Raw genomic sequence first — 20,718 nt, 5'->3', positions numbered from 1 at the left:
TACTCTCGATTCTCCCGTTCTACGTAGTCATTGATTCTGCTATGTTAATAAGGATATCGGCAGGCATTGGCTTGCCAAATAGTTCATATTGTAGCGCCTTTCCACTACTTCCTTCTTCAATCCAAATCAAGCGGTCTGTACCATGGTTTGTAAAATAAAAGGCCTCTACACCTCGTACATGTAATGTTCTCACCTGAGCCAACTCAGATTCAGACAACCCAATTCGACTTTTGGTAGTTCCGAAAATCCGGAGTGTAAACGACTTCTCTCCTCCATAGGTGATGCTCACACCTACAAGCTTATTGTTCGGTTTCAGATCGCGGACGATCACATTCTTTCCTGTCATTTCGCTTTCTTCCGCCATCGCTTCAATCTCATCCGGTGTCAGATTATCGAATCCATAGTAGACCTGAATGGAATTGTGCTCAACCTGAGCCGGAAATCTAGGTTTCCACGAAGTTAAATTTTCTTTTAACTGCTCCAGGCCATTCTCCCATTCAACGGCTGCATAATTCGTCTGTTGCGTGAATGAATTCTCTTTGGCGTCGGCAATATATATGGCTTTCCCGTCACCAGGTCTCAGATTGCCTATGATCTGGTCCATACCATCTTCGCTATCCAACGATTCAATTTGAATTTTACCAAGAAAATCACCGTTTTGATTTTTAATATCCAACCACCATCACTCCTCAGATTCGATATGTATCAATCATTCAGGGCCAGCATCTAATCATAGTTCGTATTAAAAACATGACATTTCTTCTCTATCTTGTCAATTCAGAAAGTCCAGTTACGCTTGCGTCAATATTTTTGTAAAAGGTGAAGCATGGCGCGGCTGTGGACGGGTAAGCCGCGTAAGAGTGGGGTGCTGCTATAGTTGGATGCAGCACCTTATGGAGAAGCCCCGCGACAATGAATCGCGGGGCTCATGTTTGACATCACAGTTGTACGGCTGAGATGTCAGCCTAGAAGTGACTATTTAACAAAACGACATACATGGTTCAGTTTTTTTATTCTATTTTCATTGTTGATTAACCCTTTATCTCCTGGACCATTTGAAACGCACACTTCAAGCAGCTCAATAGATTTAATTCTATCCCCGTCTTGTCTCTGAATGTTGTATAAATGATTTGAGCTATTTGAGTTTCGTTCGTAGCTAGGTAGCTAGGTTTACTTGTTTGCTTATCACTTTTACCTCAATATCATATTCATTACTTGGTGCCCCACCAGCCAGAAGTGCAAGCGGGTCCCATTCGTTGATAATCCTTGTGAGTAGTTCTTCAGTCTTCAAGCAGACTCTGGTTCCAGTTGAAATTGCATACTCGGCGATATTTTCAAAATCTTCTGGGGAATGCACACGAAATCCCAATTTGGTCATATGATTTACCATTATGTATAACTCCTTTGTATGTAGTCTGCTATGTACGCTTTGTCTAGTACTCATCCTTTGGATTGATTCAACTTCGATTTATGTTTTGATCGCATCATTACATCTAACAGGTAACCTATGAACAACCAGATAAGTATCCCCAGAAATGTAGTTACAAATCTAAAATGGTAATTAACAATATCATCGTATCCTAATAATGCTTTTAGATAAAACTCTATATTCGTTAAGATGTTGGCTATGATTTGATTCATTCCTTCCCCTGACCCGTTATGCATACTCTTGTCTGTGACAATTTACGATTTATTGGTTCTTATATAGACGTCCAAAAGTCGTTCGTTGTTTCAGATAACTTTGTTAGCTTTCTTTGTAGACAGATACTTGGGTTTTACTATCACATAATTTCTTATTTGCCTACCATTTCTTTTAAATCTTCAATTGTATTTTCACTTGAGTATTGAGTATTATTAAGAAGAACAATTCCATCAATTTGGGCATTCTTAAACGTACAAGCATCAATACTATTATCAATAAACTCTGAATGAGATAAATTAGCTTCATCAAACATTGAAGCTTTAATGTTCGAATGAATAAACTTTGCATGTCTAAAAGATGAGCCAGTAAAGTCCAAGGACAGTATACATTCTTCAAAAATCACTTCGTCAAAATTAAAATAATGAATACCTCCATATTCTGTTACTTCGACTTTTTTAAAATGCTTTGTTCCTGCACCTACGAGATCTTTTAATGTTTCAATTGTCATTTCAGTTTCTATGATCATCCTGGATGACTCCTCTTTATTTCATTTCACTTTGGTACTTCTCCCCCAATTATCGAAGCTCATCCTTCGGTTTATAAATTTCTTTGAGAGCTTCAAAATAAATCTTTTTATCAAATCGTAATTCAGGTATGAGATCCAGCCAATTTACAGTGGTGCCTATAAGTTCATAATTAAAAGGTATGCCTAGCTCGCTCATATCCATCCCGATTTTGCTCCAAATCACTTCTTTATCATTCTTTGTAACTTCAGCCACAATTACAGTGCACATCAGATCAGTATCATCTGGGCACATCAAAATAGGCAAAATCGCATTCTCTTGTTCAGAATAATACCGAGTCAGTAATAAATCTAGTTCTTCTTTAAAACTAATCCATTCAGTCACTGTCGGTACTAAACCTAGGAAATGGTGATCAGGATAGTACTGATCGAGATAGATATCGAGTGGATTGCCATTGATAACAATTACAGGATGCTTAACATCGACATATTCACTCGTTTGCTCAATGACTTCAAGTGTATCCATTTAATTCACTCTCTCTCCCATCATAACTTTCTTTTTTGTGTTTATATTGTATTCTCCCAAATTCTCCTGTTGGAGGGATTACTTTGCTTGTAGTTCTTTCTTTCCATGCAATTCCAAAATAACATGATTAATTCCCATTTTGGCTGCTCTTCTCTCATTCCCTAGACTCACTCAGCATCTCATCGTTTTAACTTCTTCAACAATACTTTTATACTTTTCAAGATCACATTGAAATTTTAATTCATGGGATAACATTAGATTTTGGAGATTTTCTAATCTCTCGATCCATTCTCCTGAAAATTCAATTATATTACTCCATGAAAAAACAAACTCATTCGAACCTCTGATTGTTTTATCCATAAAAGGGGATTGTTCCATTCTCCACATCAGCGTATCTTGAGTATGTACAACCTCTACATGGTATCCTCCACATCCAAAGATTCTACAAGTACAAGTGAACATGGGATATCTCCCTGGATAAAGTAACGAGTTGAAGTAAACATCTTCTAAAAAGATCTCATGTTCATCCAGTTTATGACCGTCTATAAACAAAGAAATTTTGGTATCAACAACAGTAACCATTTTTCCTTTTACTTTTGTTATATTTTTATATACCTTTTTTGTCGTTGTTTCCATGTCAAAAGATAACTTGCTTAAATAATCAGTACTCGATAATGTCATGATGACCTCCTCTGCTAAAATCCCTGCATAAGTAGACTTCTTGAATCTCTTCTAACAAATACTCCTGTAAAAAGTCATGCGTTGTCCTGGGAAAATGATATGTTCTATGTTTAAGATCTCTTTCTGTATTAATGAATGTTTGATTTTTGCGATAGGTAACCATTCTAATCCGATCTGACCGATGTCGGCGATTCCCCCTCCTTCCCAATCGTATTGTTAAATCTCGATATATACCTCTTGTTTTTCCTCTTCATTATGAATCCGCCAAAATTCATACTGCTCTATTCCACCTATATTAATGCCAGAGAGAAAAGTTGGATCAAAAAACAGTACTTGTTCATTCTTCAGCTTAATCAAAATGCTATCACATATAATTTCATTTTCTTTTTCTTCCATACTAAAAATTTTAATACTCGAAACCATATTCGTCAGCGATGTAGGATTAGTGAGTACCACATCACTGATTGAAGACACCGCTGGATATAAATCTTCAACCAATTCAAAATCATGTCTGATCGAGGGCACAATCGTAATTCTTAGTCTCGAATATTGTTCTATGGAAGCAAACTCCAAGTATTCTTCTCCGAATTTGACATATACAAATGTAAGCATTGGAGTGAATTCATACATCCCATTTTCTTCTAAGTAGATAAACCCTGACACATTGATGTCCTCTATGTTTTTTTCTTTTATCATATGGATCATATTTTGGAGCAATTTCCTGCCTCCCACCTAATTTCGTTACAGTTGCATGACCTAACTTTTCTTTATACTGAGTAAGCGTCGACCTATAATATAGTTCATCATTGATCATGAAATGCTTAAATCTCATTTTCTCCTTGTCGAGAAGATTCGTAGCTTCCCTTGAATGGAAAACTATCAAATTGAAATATTCCAACAAGAAATTGAACGTCAATTGATGCAACGCTTGGATCATGACCTTCGTACAATCCGAATTGTGGGACATTAATGTGATGATCGACCACCGGCGCTTTGATTGCTGGAGACAAGTATTCCATATCTTTCAATCTAAAATCTTTTTCTTCGAGAAATGTACTTACTCGCAAAATTCCCCCTCCAAACATCCTTGGTTAAATCCCCAGAACTGAAATATATTCTTGAGTTTTCAATTGTTCTTTAATCCATGTTTCAAACTCTATAATTAATTCTCTAAGCTTCTGAACGTTATGATCAAAGTCTTGTTGAAACTCATCTTCAGAGCTGCCGAATAAGAAATATACATGTTCTTTGAGTTCATCCATTGTTACCTTCTCATCAAGTAGAATAACAAGCTCATTTAATTGTTCAAGAATTAACATCCAGGTATCTCGATGTATTTCAGTAAATGCATAATGATCATATTTAGGATATATATCATATATGGCTTTTTCTAAATAACCAAAAACTTCTTCATCCAAAAAAATAGAGTGTTCATTCCAACACGTTTCAAGATACTTTCCTGGTAAAACCTCAATATAACAAGTGCCTTCGAGTTCTTCTTTATCTCTTATGATCCTCATTCTTACTACCCTCATTCTTTCTTTTTTATCACTCTTACTATTCCATCATGGAAGATTTCAATAACCTGCCTCTCTTCTCGATAGACCCATCCTTCTTTTTCTGTCTACATCCTTCATGATGTAACCCTCACAATATTCGTGTCTAAGTCAATTCCCAAGCTTGGTCTTGATGAGTAAAATGCTTTCGAACCTTGTTTAATAATTATGTTATCGGATGGCAATGTTATCTTCCACTCTTTTCGCTGACTTCTCATTTATAATGGAATACATTTTGAGGTCTTCGAACTTCCCTTTAATGAATACATGTTTTCTAAAAACCCCTTCAAATTCCATTCCTGATTTCTCCATGACTCTTGAAGAACCCGTATTCGCTGATATACATCTAGCTTCAATTCGAACTAAGTCCATATGTTCAAAACCAAATTCGATTATTTTCTTCACACACTCCGTCATATAACCTTGTCCCCAATAATCTCTTGACAACGCGTATCCGATCTCTGCTTTATGGTGATTAATATCCCAACCTACAAAGTCGCATGTTCCGATGATCTTATCTGTCTTTTTATCTTGTATCCCCCATGGACTTATTTGGCTTTTGTTATATTTATCTATGATAAAATCAACAAAATTCTCTGTATCCTCTATTTTCATATGCGGATGCCATGTTGTATATTTGGAAACTTCCGGATCGCTACAATAAGAATAGATATCCTGTACATCATTCTTTTCAATTTTTCTAAGTATCGTTCTTGAGGTCTCAAGTACAGGTAAATCATTGTAGATATCTTCAATCTTCATTTTTAAAACCTCCAGTTTAAGTCGTTTAACTTTAATGCTAATCAACCATTTCGCGTTCAATTAATTGATATTAATCATCTAACCCTATAGAAATGACCCAGCCTTAGATCATTTTATCTTAGACTGGGTCGTGTGTGATGGGATTCTCTCCCTTTATTTGACTTTAAGAAATCCCTTCATTTTATCGCCCGATAAACGAGACCTAACACCCCGGAATCAAAGGTTTTATTTTCAATAAGTTGAAGATTGATCTTTTGGTTAAGACCTCGGAATAACGGTAACCCACTTCCGATCAGCACAGGAGACACCGTAATTTTATACTCATCTATTAAATCAAGTTGCATAAGATAATGTGCCAACCGAGGGCTACCGAGTATAACCATGTCCTGACCTGGCTGTTGTTTGAGGTTTTTGATCTCGTCCTCAATATTTTCTTTTACCAATCGGGAATTGTTCCACTCTACATCATCCAGCGTTGTCGAAAAAACGATTTTGGCTGTCTTCTCAATCCACTCGGCATGCTCCCGTTCATGCTGAGAAGCTGATGCGTCTGAACGTACAGATGGCCAGTAACCGTGCATCATCTGATAAGTCCCACGTCCCCAAATGACCGTGTCAGCAGTGCTCAGAACTTCTTTCGCGTGTTTCTCCAAATCCGCATCGTAAGAAACCCAGCCAATGTCCATTTCACCATTTGGTCCTTCTACAAAACCATCAAGCGATGCGTGCAGAAATAAAACGAGTTTTCTCATCTTCACTTCTCCTTGTTTATGAGGGATATCTCCGCAAACTCTGAACTAAATTGGGGCATGATTCATCTTGTTTTCTCATATGGTTTGCTAACCACAAATGAAATATACTACTATTCCAAAAAGATGTATATAACCTTCTTCTATTCAATCTTCATCTCTATTAATAATTTTAATTGTTGATTTCGATGCATGAGGAAACGCTTCATATAGGACTTTAATATAAGTCTTTCAGTCACCCAGCCTATAATCCCAAACGGAGCAACCATAGTAAGCCGATCTTTCATGAGTGTCTTTCCGTTATGTTCTTCAAAAATATGCTCATGGCGCAAGCTTTTAAACGCACCTTTAAGCATTTCATCTACGAAATAATAAGGGGCTTGGTATGCTGAGATTCTTGACGATAACCTTTGCCTAATCAAAAAATGTCTGGCCTCAAAAGTTACTGTATCTTCATGATTTATTTTTCCCGAAGTAATACCTGCGACAGCCTTCTCTTTCGTATGTTTCCAGACGGTTTGTGTATGAACATCGATATCTCTAGCCATATCAAAACATAACTCTATTGGAGCATCTATTAGAATCTCTGTCGTAACGATAACCATCTAAGAACAACTCCCCAAGTAAATAAGTAACTGATTTGGATTAGAGCTTATGTGCATAGGTCTTCATTTTATCCATTCGAATTTCACGCAAAAACAAAAATAATGGCAGCCCAAATGAAACACCCACGGTTAATGTTCCTATGATCGGTATCCACATATGCTTTATGCCAATTCGTTTTCCTTCATATATGATAAATCCAATCAATACAACTGCGGAGATCAGTACATCCAACCATGCAAACTCGCTAATTCGATTCTGTCTTGCTTCATTGAATAACATCGTTAGATTGAATCCGTTTTCACCAATTCACGGAATAAACGTCATGTAAGGCAATGCTACTCCCAAAATGGCTAACACCCCATAAAAATACTTCAAATCTCTCACCTCAATGATAATATGTTGATCTATTTTCTTCTTCTGGAATACATACAAACCCTCGGATTCTAGAATGCCCACCTATGATTCTCCGGCAAACACTCATCACAGAGTAGTTGATCATCGACAACTGCTCCATTGTTTAGTTCATCTATAGAATCCGGTTTTTCTCTGTCGGTTACCCACGAGTTACATTTGAAGCACCTTCCGCAGTTCATTGTTTCTGAATCCAGTATCCCATTTTAATTTTAGATGTTGCCTGACTGTCATTTCATTCTCAAGTTCTGGAATCAAATTGTCGCCAATTTCTTGGTATTCTTCATCACTTAGATCCATTAAATAAGCAACCTTAACAAGATACGTTTTCTTATTCATTTCCTTCACCCTTTGATTTGTCCTCTGCAAAAAAACTACACCTCAATGATTCCTACTGCAGTGTAGGGATAATCAATTTGTTTCTTTACTACATCTGCCTCTTCTTGGCCTGCAAACAATTCAATCAAATATAGTCCCAAATCAATCGATGTCGCTACGCCTCCGGCAGTTATCACGTTCCCATCCTTGACTATTCTCGTTTTCATTACTTCTTTGCAGTAGGGCTCAAGTAAGTCATATACATTAGGATGGGTTGTTGCTATCTTCTCCTTCAAGAAACCGGCAGCCCCTAACAAAAGTGAACCCGTACAAACCGAGATTTTGTAACTTACCGATTCGGCAGTTCGAATCCAATCCACAAATTCAATATCTTCTTTTAGTTTTCTAGTCCCCATCCCTCCTGGAACAAAAACAAGATCATATTGAGATAAATCAGGTTTTATGACATTCACCTTTACGCTCATCCCAAGTTCATCTGTCACTTCCTCGGTCAATCCACAGATGTCCCATGTTGTTCCTTTGGTTTGGTCAAATAAGTTCAATCGATAGATAACGTCATAGAAACCAACAAAATCAAGAAATGTTACTCCATTGAATAAAATGAATGCCATCCTCATAGAATCATTCCTCTCCAATATCAAGTGATTCACTTCTATGAAATATTCTTAAATACCTTATCGATCTCTTTTCGATCGTAATCAAGAATTGCCTGCAGTAGAGGATGAAGATCTCTCCCGCTCACTCCATTTAATCAATCACAGGCTCCATAAAGTTTTCATCGGGGTTTGCAACCTAAAGGTTGTCACCTATGTAATTCAAGTCTACATCCTGTTTTATCTTTAAACTTGCCGTCTTCAAAAACAAAGTCATTTACTTTTTTAAATCCGTTCTTCTCAAGGACCTTTAACGATCCTTTATTGCTCACCAAACATGCACTTCTAAGAATTTGAAGATCCAATTCATGAAACGCAAAGTCAATAGCCTTTTGAGCTGCGACTTTACCTATGCCTCGGTTCCAAAAAGGAACTGCAATCCAGTAATCCAACTCTGCGGTTTTCTCAGTTAGATCCACAGCATTTAAAGACATGACACCCGCGAATTGATCCTCAAATAAAATTGTAAATACATAAGATATTCCTTGTTCGCGCTTAGCCATCACCATCTTTGCCCATGATTCTCCTGCTCCGTCTGGATAAGGATAGGGAACGTTGCTTGTCTCTGAAATTTCAGGGTAACTAGCATATTGCTGTACAAATTCAGCATCACTAGGTAAGACAAAGCGAAGCGTGACTTTCATACGATTCATCTCCTTTTCGGGCTTTTGAATGATTCAAGGGTTGTTTCTAAATCACCAATATCCAGAAAATTATGATTATTCCTTCATCGGTCCTCCAATGTATGGAGTCTTTCCATTCCAAAAATCAATTACATGATTCCACCATCGTTTTGATTCTGGTTTTAAACATTTTTCAAATTCAATATACTCAATATTCTCATCCGGTAATTGGTTCTGAAATGTTTCAAGAATACCGACTGTAGCAAATTCTTTAACAAATGACTCTCCATTCGTATGAAGCTCTTCAATGACTTCGAATAGTGCATCGAATTCATCCGTCTTTTTACGTTGATAACACTCAATAACATGTTTGACGAAGTCACTTATATCGACATAGATCAATCTCTCTTCTCCAAGTTCATAGTTCTCTTGGATGTACCGATCGTATCTATCCTTATAGGAGGGCACGGCTATTAATAACCTCTCCATGATTTCTTCTTTTTCAATCATTGTCGTATTCACCTTCGTTTCAGGTTCGCATTTCTCTGACATAGGGTGTGACTGCAAAACAGTCTTCCAGATCGCTCTCATCTTGAGCCCAGTAATTAATAGTATGGATATGTAACTCATAGTCTTTACGTAGATTTTGTTTTATTCTATTCCATAGTTTGTGATCATCCGTTCCTTTTCCTTCGGAAAGGTAGTCATCCAATGAAGAGATCATAATGATCATCAGTGTGAATTTATCATTGTCGTTTAATGGATGCTTCTCGTAATACGTAATAAATTCATCTAATCTTGATGCATCAGCCGACGTATACTCCCAGTCCTGTGAAAATGGAGTGAGTGGCGGCAGATTCAACTTTTGTATGAGACTTTCCATGGATGCTTGTTCAACATATTTAGGAGTAGTCTCCTTCATCTGTCCCACCTCACATTCATTTTGAATTTCTGGAAGCAGCCATTGTATGCAAGGCATTCTCGAAATAACGATATACTTCCTCTGCATTTCTCAGAAATTCTTCAACAGGTACATGACGACTATCCAAGTAACAAGCATACAGATATTCAACTAAAGCGGGGTCAATCTCGCAATAGTCTAATATAGCATTTTTCATCTTAGTTATGTCGTCTTCCCATATCCCTGTATCTTCGATAATCAATGAGTATAATGCACGAAGTAATCGCTTCGAGTAACCTTTGGTATATCTAGTTTTCATCGCGTCATCACTAGCATTAGAAAGTGAACGATGTACACGATCCACTTCCTCCTTGGTATCTGTATTTAAGTCTAAGATGAATTCTGGAGAGATAATGATCGGGGGTACTTTTTCACCAATGTCCTCCCCATGTATGCAAACACAAATGATCTTAACCCAAAACCCCCAATCATTCGGTCTACTTAATACATCTTCCATCGAGCAAATGATCGTATCCATCTTCGTGACAAATGGGTATTCTTCCAAAAGCTTATCTTTAATATTTGACAATTTTTCGTAATCAATATCTTTGGGATTTGCACATACAATCGTAAAGTCTGCATCTGACTTATAAGGTTGAGCCGTTCCTTTGGGAATCGAGCCACACATATAAATGCTATGAATCTTATCTTTGAATTCCGCAAGTAAATGATCTATGTACTTATCAACCAGATCCTTATATTCGCTCTGTATGTTAATTTGATTTATAACTAACTTTTTCTAATATCATATAGACTCCTCCTCATTTAAGAACTTCTTTCGGCTATGTGTCCGGTTGAATTTCTCTTGCTGGAAATGCCTCTACTATTGTTTCTTTATGAATTGCATCATTCCTGCACCATAACTTTCATTGGGTCTCTCCATGAATCCAAATTCTGTGATATACTCCATCAGTTCCGTCATTATTTTATTGCCTAAGCCTAGCCTCTGATAGGAAGGTAACACGATAATATCTTGTATTTAAAAAGTAAAACCACCGTCGCCTACAATTCTTCCATATCCTATGACCTGCTCCTCATACCTCCCTGCAATCCTCTACTGCACTTTGAATTCTTTGGATTCACTCGATAAGCTTATTTTCTTTTGCTTGCCATCATTATTCATCATAAATTCGACATGCGTTTTAACTTTGTAATTGCCTGGCTGGTGGATAACGAATTCATAATATTCCTTACTTCGTTGATCTTGTCCATTATTTCTATATTCTTCACCAGTTCGAAGCTCAACCTGATAGCCAATAGCGTGTTCTAATAACATGGTTGCCTTTGGAAGAATTCTCTCGCCAGCTTCATTATAAATCTCATAACTGAACATACCTGATCCATGAGATATCTCCACTGTCTTATTAGATGAATTATTCAAATACCCTACGATTTGAAAAGTTTCGTTGACTTTAACATTTGTAATTTCATCTACTCCAACCTGAATGATGGAGTCAGAAGGATCTATTTCATTACTAGCCGAACAGGCAGTCAAAATTAAAAATAGGATCAAGGTCATTACTTTTATATTCAATTTTATCATTAGATAAATTCACCTCATGCAAAAATATCAGATAACGTTTGGAATTCACGAAGCTGAAAAGCTTAAAGGACCTATACTCATACCACGACATGGTTAGGTTCTCAGGGTTTTCCGCTGCAAACGACTCACCGAAATGCCTCTTGCGGATAAGGAGCCAGTAGGCACCGCTGTATGAATGTGCTGTTAGATTAAGATCAAGTAATATGTTTTCTTCGAGAATTTGCCCTGCTATAAATTAATAAGGCATTCCTCAAGTATTCGTAACGGTTTCAATGAGTCTTCATACATGTCACTAGTTATTGCAATAACCATATCCAAACTAGGGATTATACATATATATTGACCCCCAAAGCCCAATGCAAATATCATTTCTGTCCCACTTACTTCTGTATTGTTCATATTAAGGTGTCTTACCCACCAATGGTAAGCATAATGACCAATAGATTCATATGTTAAATAATAAGGTTGCGTCGATTTTTTCAACCAATCTGATGAAACAATACGAGTGTTTTTCCATTTCCCTTGTCGCAAGCAAAACGTACCAATCTTTAACATATCAACAGTGGTCATCGTCAAGCCGTCTGCACCCCGGTTAATCCCTTTATTGTCTTCGTACCAATGTACATTCGTGATGCCAAGAGGTTTAAACAGATGGAGGTGTGCAAACTCTATAGCTTTCATTCCTGTGGTCTTCTGCAAGATCGCTGTTAACACATGCGAACAACCAGAATTGTAATTCATTTTCTCTCCTCTGTTATTTTCAAGATTCCGTTCAAACACATACTTTATCATGTCTGAACTAAACAGCATTGGAGTCGAATAATTCCATTCACCGAATTCGGGCCATTCAAACCCCGCCGACATCGTAAGTAAATCCTCAATAGTGATGTCTCGTTTTCTAGGATCATCAAGGATATTCATTAATTCCGGAAAAAAACTAATAACTGGTTCTGCAACACTCTTTATGTATGCCTTATCAAGCGCAATGCCAATAAGTATAGATAAAATACTTTTAGTGCAAGAATTGATTTTTTGAGGATTGTTCTCTATTTTACGATTTTTATAGTATTCAAACACTAAACTGTCTTCCTTCATGATTAGACAGCTCTTGATCTTTGTCTTTTTTATCGCTCGTGCAAATTCATCAAGCGTCTTCGAATTCATTCTATCATCCTTATCTGTATATTATTGTATTTAACGCTCACTGTGTTCACGAAACCACGAAGGTCTAATGGGTTGTCTGCTGAAATACCTCTTCTACATACATCCAGCAGACTATAGCTTAGAAGAAAATATAGCTTAGTAGCTTATATATTGTTATAAAATAGTCGGGCCTTCTTCGAGTTTACTCGCACAAGATGCTTTATTCTCCCTCAGCCAATAAACCATAAAATCAAATAACTCTATCGAATATCTATGAGTATTCTTACAATTTGGTAATTCACTTTGTATCTTTCTTACGTTGGTCTCAATTTTATCTGACTCAATAAAACAAACTAATCCTGGACAAAAATCCTCTAGTGCTTGAAAATATCTCTTTTGGGGCTCTATAAATCCTAAATTCAGTTCAAACCCTCTTCTCAATCTAGTTTCATCACTTGCTTTTCTTTGTCTCAGATTAGTTTCATGTGTGTGTAGAATGAAATATTTGTCAGGAAACCCCAGCTTCCTTTGATTGAATAGTGGTCTATAAAAATTTTCAACAAATTCTAATGACTGCCCATCAAATAACGTAAAATTAAAAGCCCAATTGTACCAGAACGGCTGATATAAATCGATATCAATAATTACTAAACCATCTTTTTCTTTCTCGGTCGCAATCTTCCAGCGGTCTACCTGTCTCTCAAAAAACCATTCTGGATAAACTAATTCTGGCTTTTCCCACCATGCTGCAACCTCAGGAATATGAAATGATCCATTTTGATTTGCAAGCGTAGCCGATGTTGTAGTTTTCCCTGCAGCGCTTGCTCCCTCGATACTTATAATTGTCATTTGTTTAGATTCCCCTTATTTCCTTTTTTGCCCGACTTTCTTATCACGTTCGTGTATTCACGAACCCAAGAGGCTTAAGGTCACCAGACCCCTTTGAGTTTGGATTTCACAACAATAAAGTATCGATGATTTGATGAAATTTCATTCTATTCTCATCTAATTCAGATATTCCATATCCTTTCATGAACTCATCTATTTCTTCTTCCCTATCCGTATAACATGTAAGACTTTTTACAAGATAATAAATATCGTAGTATGGATCCGATATCCCAGATGCTCCTACATCAATAAATGCTGCAATCCGCCCCTTATGTATCATAACGTTTCCCGAACCATAGTCACCATGCGTAAAAACCAGTTCTTCTGTCGACACTTTATACATTTCCAAAAAATCCATCAATTGCTCAATGGTATGATTGGGAAATGAATGGTTAATAGCATCCATGACTTCATGTTTTCTCTCAATACTGTTCTTCCTTACCATATCAATAAGCTTATTCGGCAAATTATCGTTGAAATGACAATGATTAATGGGGATATTGTGTATTGTTCTTAATCCCTCTCCCAAAATATAACCTAGATTTTTTTGACCTTCTTCCAGTTTGTATTCTTCGGCGGCACAGCCCTCTATGTAGGTCATAACTAAATGTTCCTTACCGTTCTCCTTTAGATAACCAATAACTTTAGGAACTGGAACTATATCATCGAGCCATTTTAATCTTTCTGCTTCGTCCATCAAACTTCCGGAATCTTCAACATTTTTTTCTTTTAATACATACTTTACAGAATTACTAAACTCCAAAATGTACATCGATTGATAATGCCTTCCTTTTTCAATGGCTGTGGCACTAATTAATTCGGATAGATTGATTAATTTACTTGGTATTGATAATCTGTTATCCATGGTTTTGTACTCCTCATTTTTGAATCTTGCGCTGATTTCAAATAGCTTTACTTTATTCACGACCAGAAGTATGCGGGTATCTGACAAACGCCAGATCAAGGACTACTGTCTGCAACGTGAATTTTATGTTAGATGAAGGAATTAAACCAGCAAGTTATTTTTCTATTTTCTTTTTCTGAAGCAACCAATAAATCTGAGTGAATCTTCTATTTAAATAAAAGGCGATTAAAAATAAAACCATTGTAACGAAAACACTCAGAAGCAATATGAATTTCCCACCAAATAGGGCGGCTAAAGTAAGGATTGGTAAACTTAACGGAAAAGCGATTAAAAAGTAACCACCTGTACTTAAAAATGAAAACAAGGTTTTAAGAGAAATATTATTATCTATAATTTCTTGGACTTTAATAGGCACTTGTTGTTCCAATATGGTATCACAAGCAATAAACCTTCTATTTTTTGTATTCTTATTTATTTCGATCTTTATAGTTATCATATTTGAAGGCATTAAATATTCTCGTTTCATATCTTCAAAATTTAAGTAATACTCTTTTTCTTCGTTCATTTTTATGATCTCTTCTAAATCTTCATTCTCTATTATTTTTTCAAACTTTATATCCTTATTATTGATTCTTAATATACAATTCAAATTTTTTATTATAAATTCAGAAGAATCAGTATTTAAAAGACTCAAAGTAATATTTGTTATTCTGTCTGTTTCCACGAACATTTCCTTTAAGGAAAATATAATATTTTTGTCTACTCCTTCAAATACTATTTCCTTATATAAAATTTTATCAAACCATTTTTCAGTTCTTTTAGATGAAAACAAAAGGTAGAAACCTACTTGCATTAAATAGTATTTAGGGCTTGGCATATTTTTCACCTTATGATATTTTCTTTTTTTTAATATTCGAAGTAAGTCTTCTTTAGTATTTTCCTTTGATAGATATCTAGATTCAAATAATGCATAGTACATACCATCCAAAATTTGCCCACAAATCATAATTAAAGGCATACAAACAAAACGTAATAATGTATAAAAACGGTTCATAATTTGACCTCTTCATTTATTTGTAGAATTTATTCTTTCACATAACGTTCCTGTGTTCATGAACTCCGAAGGGGTTGTCTGCTGAAATGAATCTTCGTAATTCACCTCGCAGACCAAGGCTCTGAAGGAGTCGCAGCTAGACTATTATGTTATACGAAGCTTCACTACTTCTCCGAATCCGGCCACGGATCTCCTTCTCTTCTACATACCCAGTCGAAATACATCTCTGAATCAAAAGGTTCCTTTGCTATTTCAATGTCATTTTTTATCAATTTCATTCCATTAAGGTTTATTTCATCATTTAAGTAGACCAAAACGTCATGTATACCACTATCTCGTGATTGTTGAATGATTTGTGCTAGTAATTGTTTTTGTTCTTCAGACAGCGAACCAATGAATTCATTAACTTTTATGTTTTCTTCTGTCTTTGGCCACCCAGTAGTCAATACCCATCTTGATAATACTCCAGGCCGAATTTCGACTAATCCATCAATAAAATCCTTATAGTTCTGAAGACTGTTTGAATGTTTGTCTTCTTGCATATGCTCCTCCGCAACCTTTGAAATTTCGTATAACATTTTTGCATTAACGAACCCGAAAGGCTTAAGTGAAGCGAATGCGAAACGGATCGCAGACTTAGCCTTGCAGGGTTGGCACGTGAATCCACTTCTCTGCAACTTCTTATCCGTGACCGAAGAGCTTGCGATAATGCGCTAATGCTTTGTTATACGTAGGATCCTTGAGTTACTTTCAATCCCCTAGATTTTTATTAACTTAAATTAGTCTAAAAAGTAGACTAATCCCGTTGATTGCAATCAAAATATATATATAAACTTCACTTTTCTTAATGTCTGAACACTGTCTCCTTTGATTTTTCCATTAAGAAAATACAATGCTATTATTGATGCTATTAAACTTATGATGCTAAACACCGTTGACACAACACCCCACATAATAGTTTTCTCCTCATAGATAATGTAAACTTTTTATGATAATAACTTTTCGCACTATTTCTTTCTATAAACTTCGTCCTTTCATATAACGTTCTTGTATTCATGAACCACAAAGGGGTTGTCTGCTGAAATTCCTCTTCGAAATCTATCCCGCAGACCGATGCTCCAACGAAGCCGATGCTTGAATATTATGTTATATGATGGAAATTCTTCTTTGGTCTTTCTTACTATCCGCTCTTTTTCATTGCTCTTTTTATTTTGATTCATCTTTTCAGATGTGTTATCATATTCTTAAATAAAGACCAAGTGCGGCGAACACTTGGTCAGTACAATTGGCTTGGATGGTTAATCCCTTCTTAAGTCAAGTCAGGACAAAAACCCACCTTTGGCTCTCAACCTTGGGGTGGGTTTTTACTTTCTCTTGTTGTTATTAATGTGCGTTAAAAGTGCAAGAATGAATGTTCCGAATAACAGCATTAGAGTCATCGCATCTTTCACTTCCATGGTTTCACCTCCTTTCGAAGGGAAACCATACCCACCCAAGATTCAATTGTATCTATATTTTACCTGTGTTTACATCTCCGTACAAGTGTTCTTATCTACTTTTTTGTATCTTTCCTTTATTCTATTTTCAGCCCATCATTTCTATCACATAACGTTCTGATATTCGCAACGTCCTTTCCCCTTAGATAGCTCTTATCTTAGGGAAATGGATGTGTCCAGCTGAATCCGCTCCCCTGCAACTGCAATTGCCTCCCCGAATCGACTTCAACTTCTGCCGGACCGAGGGCCGAATGGCCCGAAGCTTGAATATGTTGTTATAGGATGTACCGGCCTTCCTGAGTTACTGGATACTCAATTAATCAAAAAGAAAATACATATGAATCTCTTCTATGACATCACTCTCATCAACAATAAATTCTGCGAAGAATCCAAGATCACCTTGAAAGTATTCATATATCTTTAAATTTGGTTTGTTCTCAATCGTCTTCAGGTTTTCATATTTAATATTTGAATATGCATTCTTCAATTTATCTAAATGATCCCCAACTTTTATCCCTTCAGATGTTTCATATTCATTCTTATCTAATATAATTTCTGAAAGCCATAGACTGCTTTTTTCCATTCCCAGAAACTTTAATGTTAATCCACTATAATAGAGATCCTTAGAATACATACCACTAAAGGTATCTGCTCCATCACCGAGCTGCTTAACTTGAGAAGCTTCGTCTGGCTCCCCTAATATATGCACTACAGTCTTTTCATCATCTCTCAGTTGAACAAGGGATTGTTTATATTTTATTGAATAATATTTATCTTCTTTAATATTTCCTAATTCAAGAGTTGAAACTGGCGGATCAGTTGATACAGCCTCTTCTGTAGAATCTGATTCTGAATTTGCAATTGTCGTTGGCGATTCTATCGAAGGATTTGTAGCAGTAATTGAGGAATTTTCTTCCTTGAAATCAGAACAACCAACAATGAGAAGTAAAATAACACATATAATTATTGAACTTATAATTTTCATTGAGTAACTCCTTTTTTTTGAACTTGCCAGAATTTACTATAACGCTCTGTATTCACGAGCCCGAGAACCTTAAGGTAGCTTCAGCTCCCGACAGCGATGCGGTTACGTTCGCAGTGTTGTTCGCCTGAGCCCCACTTCTCTGAAATCCCTCAGGCGAACAGAGGACCGTCAGGTCCGATGCGTGGATAGGATGTTATATGCTGTACCGACTTCTTCAATCCACATCTACATTCTCATTTTCATTGCACTCTACAAAACTGTTATTTTTCTTTATAGTCATTTGCTGCCTCTTTAATTTCTTCATTTTTAGAATTAATCCCCAATTCAATTCCCCAATCTAGCAATTTTGGAATTGCCTCTGAAAGTAGCTCTAACAATCTACGATACTCCCATTCATCGTCAAGACAAATTGCTGTTTTAGCTACATTAGGAAGATGTTCTATTAGCCAATCAGAAGGAATTGTTTTAATCTTTTTCCTCGCTATTTCAATTGGGTGGGTATTTTGTGGCTGGCATGCCCATTCAATAAGGATAGTGAGTATTTTTATTCCAAGCTCCGTAGGGATACGTTCAATATCTTCTAGTCTAGTTGATATATTGGGAGATATTTGATTAATTTCATAATCTATTTTCAGTTCTTGCCATGATGCCATACCATTATTCATCATCCTTCCCTCCTAATACATTCATCCTCAATTGGAACTTAAATCTCCGGGATTGCATATAACGTTCCTGTATTCACGAACCCTCACTGGCTTAAGGCGCGTTAGCGCTGGGTCCGACGGACTTAGCCAGTGCAGGATTGTCTGCTTGATTCTTCTTCCCCGAAAACCTTTCCGGCAGACCCAGGGGCGTAGCCGCGCATCGTGAATACGGTGTTAGGCGATTCCGATTTGAGATACCCCATACGTTCTTATATTTATTGAAATATTAATTTAGTGATGTTATTAGTAACGTCGTCTACGTCCGTAGTCGAAAGATTATTCAAAACAATAATACACACATGTTCGTCAAGATACCTGGTTATTCTGTTCTTAAATCCTACAATTCCGCCTCCGTGGTAGACACTCTTAAGAGCTTTGTTGTAAATTAGTTCGTCTTTTACAAACCAACCATACCCATAGCCAAATCCGTAATCAGTAAACAGACGCTGCATTGCTTTATTTGAAACTAATGTGTTTGAAGTTAGAGCAAGCTCCCATTTATACAAATCTTCTGTGGTCGATAAGAGGTTTCCCCCGCCTGATGCAATAGACATATCAATAAAGTCAGAATTAACAATGCCGATCTTATGATCGAACTCATACCCCGATGCTCTTTGTAAAATAATCTCCTTATACTTATCCGGTCCTGAACTATTCATAGATAAAGGGGAGAAAATATTCTCAATCAAGAATTCTTCATAGGACTGTCCTGTTATCATCTCAATCAAGTAAGCTAATAATAAATAACCGGAATTCGAATATCTAAATTGAGATCCCGGCTGAAAATCCAATGGGAGTTTCATTATTAACTCTATGCTTATATGTAGTGGAGTATATTCCTTCATTAATTTTTTAAAATCTTGAAGTTGAGTAATATTAGGGATTCCTGATGTATGAGTTAATAGATGATGGATAGTTATACTTTCGCCATAGGGACAAAGTGGAAAGAACTTGGCAAGTCTATCACCCTCGCTAAGAAACCCTTGCTCTGAAAGCATCATAATAGCCATTGAAGTAAATTGTTTAGTTATTGAACCAATACGGAATTTAGTTTCGTGTGTACATTTAATTTGATGTTCTCTATTGGCTATTCCAATACCCGCATTGAATAATATTTCGTTGTTCTTGGAAACAAGAACCGCACCACTAAACTCTTCTTTCTGGTATTTACTTTCTAAATAACTATTTATTGCGCTTAATGCATTCACCAAATCACCACTTTCGGGAATAATATTGTTTCTTAGGGTTACGACCTTCGCGGTTTCGCCTAACGTTCTTGTGTTCATGACCCGACGTATGTCGGGTGTTCGGCGAATGCCGAGCCAAGGACGAATGTCCGTAGCGTGAATATTATGTTATCGGATGTAACATTTCTTCTTGAGTTAACTGACAAACGTTTGTATGGTTTTTCCGTTTTCTATCCGCTCTTCAAATTGACCTTTCGTGCATTCATTAATCACTCTTTTCCAAAATACCTGCGCTCCTTGATTACTCTCAATTTGATGCACCTCCCACGGTCCTTTATGTCGGTTAAATATATCAGTTGCTACTGACTTTCCCATTCCTTCTCCTCTGTACTTCTTTAATATGAAAAATTCTGCAATCGAATAACGTCGAAGTCCAAGGTCTTCTATTAAACGGACTAAAACAAATCCTACATACTTCTCTTCTCGCTTAATTAAATAAGCAAAATGGTGGTTTCCTTCTTTAAAATAATCATCTAAAGGGTAAGGACTATACTTTCCATTCTCTTCTACATCAAAGTTGAGGAATTCGGAAAAATCATAAATATAAAATTGCATAAGATTATTTAATACTTCTCTAAGCTTTTGATTGACTTGAACGATAGCAAAATTCATTTCATAATCCTCCGCTTTAATTCTTACCTGCATGTTATTTCCGATAACGTTCCTGTATTCATGAACCCCGAAGGGGTTGTCTGCTGAAATGCCTCTTCGAAATCCACCTCGCAGACCGAGGCTCCAACGGAGCCGCTGCTTGAATATGA

At 36.5% G+C, this 20,718-nt stretch carries 31 protein-coding genes; all 31 read right to left on the bottom strand.

Going from position 1 to position 20,718, the window contains the following annotated elements:
• Positions 1-19 precede the first annotated feature (19 nt).
• A complete protein-coding gene (locus ABIE27_RS18265) occupies positions 20-676 on the bottom strand; it encodes a DUF4367 domain-containing protein (protein ID WP_429351170.1) in 657 nt (218 codons plus the stop codon).
• Positions 677-1,156: 480 nt separating this feature from the next.
• Positions 1,157-1,378: a hypothetical protein gene (locus ABIE27_RS18260; RefSeq protein ID WP_429351169.1), complete on the bottom strand. Its 222-nt coding sequence runs from the start codon at positions 1,376-1,378 to the stop codon at positions 1,157-1,159.
• Positions 1,379-1,793: 415 nt separating this feature from the next.
• The gene (locus ABIE27_RS18255) at positions 1,794-2,168 is read right to left on the bottom strand and encodes a pentapeptide repeat-containing protein (protein WP_123067204.1); all 375 of its coding nucleotides are present in this window, start codon (positions 2,166-2,168) and stop codon (positions 1,794-1,796) included.
• A gap of 49 nt (positions 2,169-2,217) precedes the next feature.
• Complete coding sequence (locus ABIE27_RS18250; protein ID WP_429351168.1) at positions 2,218-2,691, bottom strand: hypothetical protein; 474 nt, start codon at positions 2,689-2,691, stop codon at positions 2,218-2,220.
• Between the two features lie 171 nt (positions 2,692-2,862).
• On the bottom strand, positions 2,863-3,372 hold the full coding sequence (locus ABIE27_RS18245) for a hypothetical protein (RefSeq protein WP_429351167.1): 510 nt from the start codon (positions 3,370-3,372) through the stop codon (positions 2,863-2,865).
• Positions 3,373-3,588: 216 nt separating this feature from the next.
• A complete protein-coding gene (locus tag ABIE27_RS18240; RefSeq protein ID WP_151458129.1) occupies positions 3,589-4,068 on the bottom strand; it encodes a hypothetical protein in 480 nt (159 codons plus the stop codon).
• 125 nt (positions 4,069-4,193) lie between these two features.
• Positions 4,194-4,439 (bottom strand): hypothetical protein, encoded by a 246-nt coding sequence (locus ABIE27_RS18235; RefSeq protein WP_123067199.1) that lies wholly within the window; start codon positions 4,437-4,439, stop codon positions 4,194-4,196.
• 24 nt (positions 4,440-4,463) lie between these two features.
• Positions 4,464-4,892 (bottom strand): hypothetical protein, encoded by a 429-nt coding sequence (locus ABIE27_RS18230; protein WP_123067198.1) that lies wholly within the window; start codon positions 4,890-4,892, stop codon positions 4,464-4,466.
• A 207-nt stretch (positions 4,893-5,099) separates the two neighbouring features.
• Positions 5,100-5,690, bottom strand: coding sequence for a GNAT family N-acetyltransferase (locus tag ABIE27_RS18225; RefSeq protein WP_123067197.1), 591 nt, complete (start codon positions 5,688-5,690; stop codon positions 5,100-5,102).
• A 176-nt stretch (positions 5,691-5,866) separates the two neighbouring features.
• Positions 5,867-6,442: a dihydrofolate reductase family protein gene (locus ABIE27_RS18220; RefSeq protein WP_429351166.1), complete on the bottom strand. Its 576-nt coding sequence runs from the start codon at positions 6,440-6,442 to the stop codon at positions 5,867-5,869.
• Positions 6,443-6,582: 140 nt separating this feature from the next.
• Complete coding sequence (locus ABIE27_RS18215) at positions 6,583-7,044, bottom strand: SRPBCC family protein (RefSeq protein ID WP_123067195.1); 462 nt, start codon at positions 7,042-7,044, stop codon at positions 6,583-6,585.
• A gap of 40 nt (positions 7,045-7,084) precedes the next feature.
• Positions 7,085-7,351 (bottom strand): DUF2834 domain-containing protein, encoded by a 267-nt coding sequence (locus ABIE27_RS18210; RefSeq protein ID WP_429351328.1) that lies wholly within the window; start codon positions 7,349-7,351, stop codon positions 7,085-7,087.
• On the bottom strand, positions 7,352-7,501 hold the full coding sequence (locus tag ABIE27_RS18205) for a hypothetical protein (protein WP_429351165.1): 150 nt from the start codon (positions 7,499-7,501) through the stop codon (positions 7,352-7,354).
• Between the two features lie 108 nt (positions 7,502-7,609).
• A complete protein-coding gene (locus ABIE27_RS18200; protein WP_429351164.1) occupies positions 7,610-7,795 on the bottom strand; it encodes a hypothetical protein in 186 nt (61 codons plus the stop codon).
• Between the two features lie 35 nt (positions 7,796-7,830).
• On the bottom strand, positions 7,831-8,412 hold the full coding sequence (locus tag ABIE27_RS18195) for a DJ-1/PfpI family protein (protein ID WP_429351163.1): 582 nt from the start codon (positions 8,410-8,412) through the stop codon (positions 7,831-7,833).
• A 185-nt stretch (positions 8,413-8,597) separates the two neighbouring features.
• Entirely contained in the window at positions 8,598-9,092 is a 495-nt protein-coding gene (locus ABIE27_RS18190) for a GNAT family N-acetyltransferase (RefSeq protein ID WP_429351162.1), read from the bottom strand.
• A gap of 75 nt (positions 9,093-9,167) precedes the next feature.
• Positions 9,168-9,581, bottom strand: a complete 414-nt coding sequence (locus tag ABIE27_RS18185; protein WP_429351161.1) for a DUF7674 family protein — start codon at positions 9,579-9,581, stop codon at positions 9,168-9,170.
• A gap of 19 nt (positions 9,582-9,600) precedes the next feature.
• Positions 9,601-9,993 (bottom strand): hypothetical protein, encoded by a 393-nt coding sequence (locus tag ABIE27_RS18180; protein WP_429351160.1) that lies wholly within the window; start codon positions 9,991-9,993, stop codon positions 9,601-9,603.
• A 16-nt stretch (positions 9,994-10,009) separates the two neighbouring features.
• Positions 10,010-10,759 carry a nucleotidyltransferase domain-containing protein gene (locus tag ABIE27_RS18175; RefSeq protein WP_429351327.1) on the bottom strand — a complete coding sequence of 250 codons (750 nt, stop codon included), beginning with the start codon at positions 10,757-10,759 and terminating at the stop codon, positions 10,010-10,012.
• Positions 10,760-10,855: 96 nt separating this feature from the next.
• Positions 10,856-10,999, bottom strand: a complete 144-nt coding sequence (locus ABIE27_RS18170; protein ID WP_429351326.1) for a hypothetical protein — start codon at positions 10,997-10,999, stop codon at positions 10,856-10,858.
• 87 nt (positions 11,000-11,086) lie between these two features.
• On the bottom strand, positions 11,087-11,575 hold the full coding sequence (locus ABIE27_RS18165; RefSeq protein WP_429351159.1) for a hypothetical protein: 489 nt from the start codon (positions 11,573-11,575) through the stop codon (positions 11,087-11,089).
• A 228-nt stretch (positions 11,576-11,803) separates the two neighbouring features.
• Positions 11,804-12,670 carry a serine hydrolase domain-containing protein gene (locus ABIE27_RS18160; protein ID WP_429351158.1) on the bottom strand — a complete coding sequence of 289 codons (867 nt, stop codon included), beginning with the start codon at positions 12,668-12,670 and terminating at the stop codon, positions 11,804-11,806.
• Positions 12,671-12,892: 222 nt separating this feature from the next.
• Positions 12,893-13,567, bottom strand: a complete 675-nt coding sequence (locus ABIE27_RS18155) for a hypothetical protein (protein WP_123067187.1) — start codon at positions 13,565-13,567, stop codon at positions 12,893-12,895.
• Positions 13,568-13,673: 106 nt separating this feature from the next.
• A complete protein-coding gene (locus ABIE27_RS18150; RefSeq protein ID WP_123067186.1) occupies positions 13,674-14,471 on the bottom strand; it encodes a phosphotransferase in 798 nt (265 codons plus the stop codon).
• 154 nt (positions 14,472-14,625) lie between these two features.
• Positions 14,626-15,525: a hypothetical protein gene (locus tag ABIE27_RS18145; RefSeq protein WP_429351157.1), complete on the bottom strand. Its 900-nt coding sequence runs from the start codon at positions 15,523-15,525 to the stop codon at positions 14,626-14,628.
• A gap of 164 nt (positions 15,526-15,689) precedes the next feature.
• Positions 15,690-16,067 carry a DUF6547 family protein gene (locus ABIE27_RS18140; protein WP_123067183.1) on the bottom strand — a complete coding sequence of 126 codons (378 nt, stop codon included), beginning with the start codon at positions 16,065-16,067 and terminating at the stop codon, positions 15,690-15,692.
• Positions 16,068-16,889: 822 nt separating this feature from the next.
• A complete protein-coding gene (locus ABIE27_RS18135; RefSeq protein ID WP_429351325.1) occupies positions 16,890-16,955 on the bottom strand; it encodes a putative holin-like toxin in 66 nt (21 codons plus the stop codon).
• A gap of 382 nt (positions 16,956-17,337) precedes the next feature.
• The gene (locus tag ABIE27_RS18130) at positions 17,338-18,006 is read right to left on the bottom strand and encodes a hypothetical protein (protein ID WP_123067182.1); all 669 of its coding nucleotides are present in this window, start codon (positions 18,004-18,006) and stop codon (positions 17,338-17,340) included.
• Between the two features lie 260 nt (positions 18,007-18,266).
• The gene (locus ABIE27_RS18125; protein WP_123067181.1) at positions 18,267-18,671 is read right to left on the bottom strand and encodes a hypothetical protein; all 405 of its coding nucleotides are present in this window, start codon (positions 18,669-18,671) and stop codon (positions 18,267-18,269) included.
• 254 nt (positions 18,672-18,925) lie between these two features.
• A complete protein-coding gene (locus tag ABIE27_RS18120; RefSeq protein WP_429351156.1) occupies positions 18,926-19,996 on the bottom strand; it encodes a serine hydrolase domain-containing protein in 1,071 nt (356 codons plus the stop codon).
• Positions 19,997-20,092: 96 nt separating this feature from the next.
• On the bottom strand, positions 20,093-20,718 hold a 626-nt coding region (locus ABIE27_RS18115), incomplete at its 5' end, for a GNAT family N-acetyltransferase (protein ID WP_429351155.1).

This window comes from Paenibacillus sp. 4624 (assembly GCF_050435065.1).
Lineage (GTDB): Bacteria > Bacillota > Bacilli > Paenibacillales > Paenibacillaceae > Paenibacillus > Paenibacillus amylolyticus_D.
The sequence above is the reverse complement of the archived record's forward strand: the minus strand, read 5'-3'. Positions and strand labels throughout refer to the sequence as shown.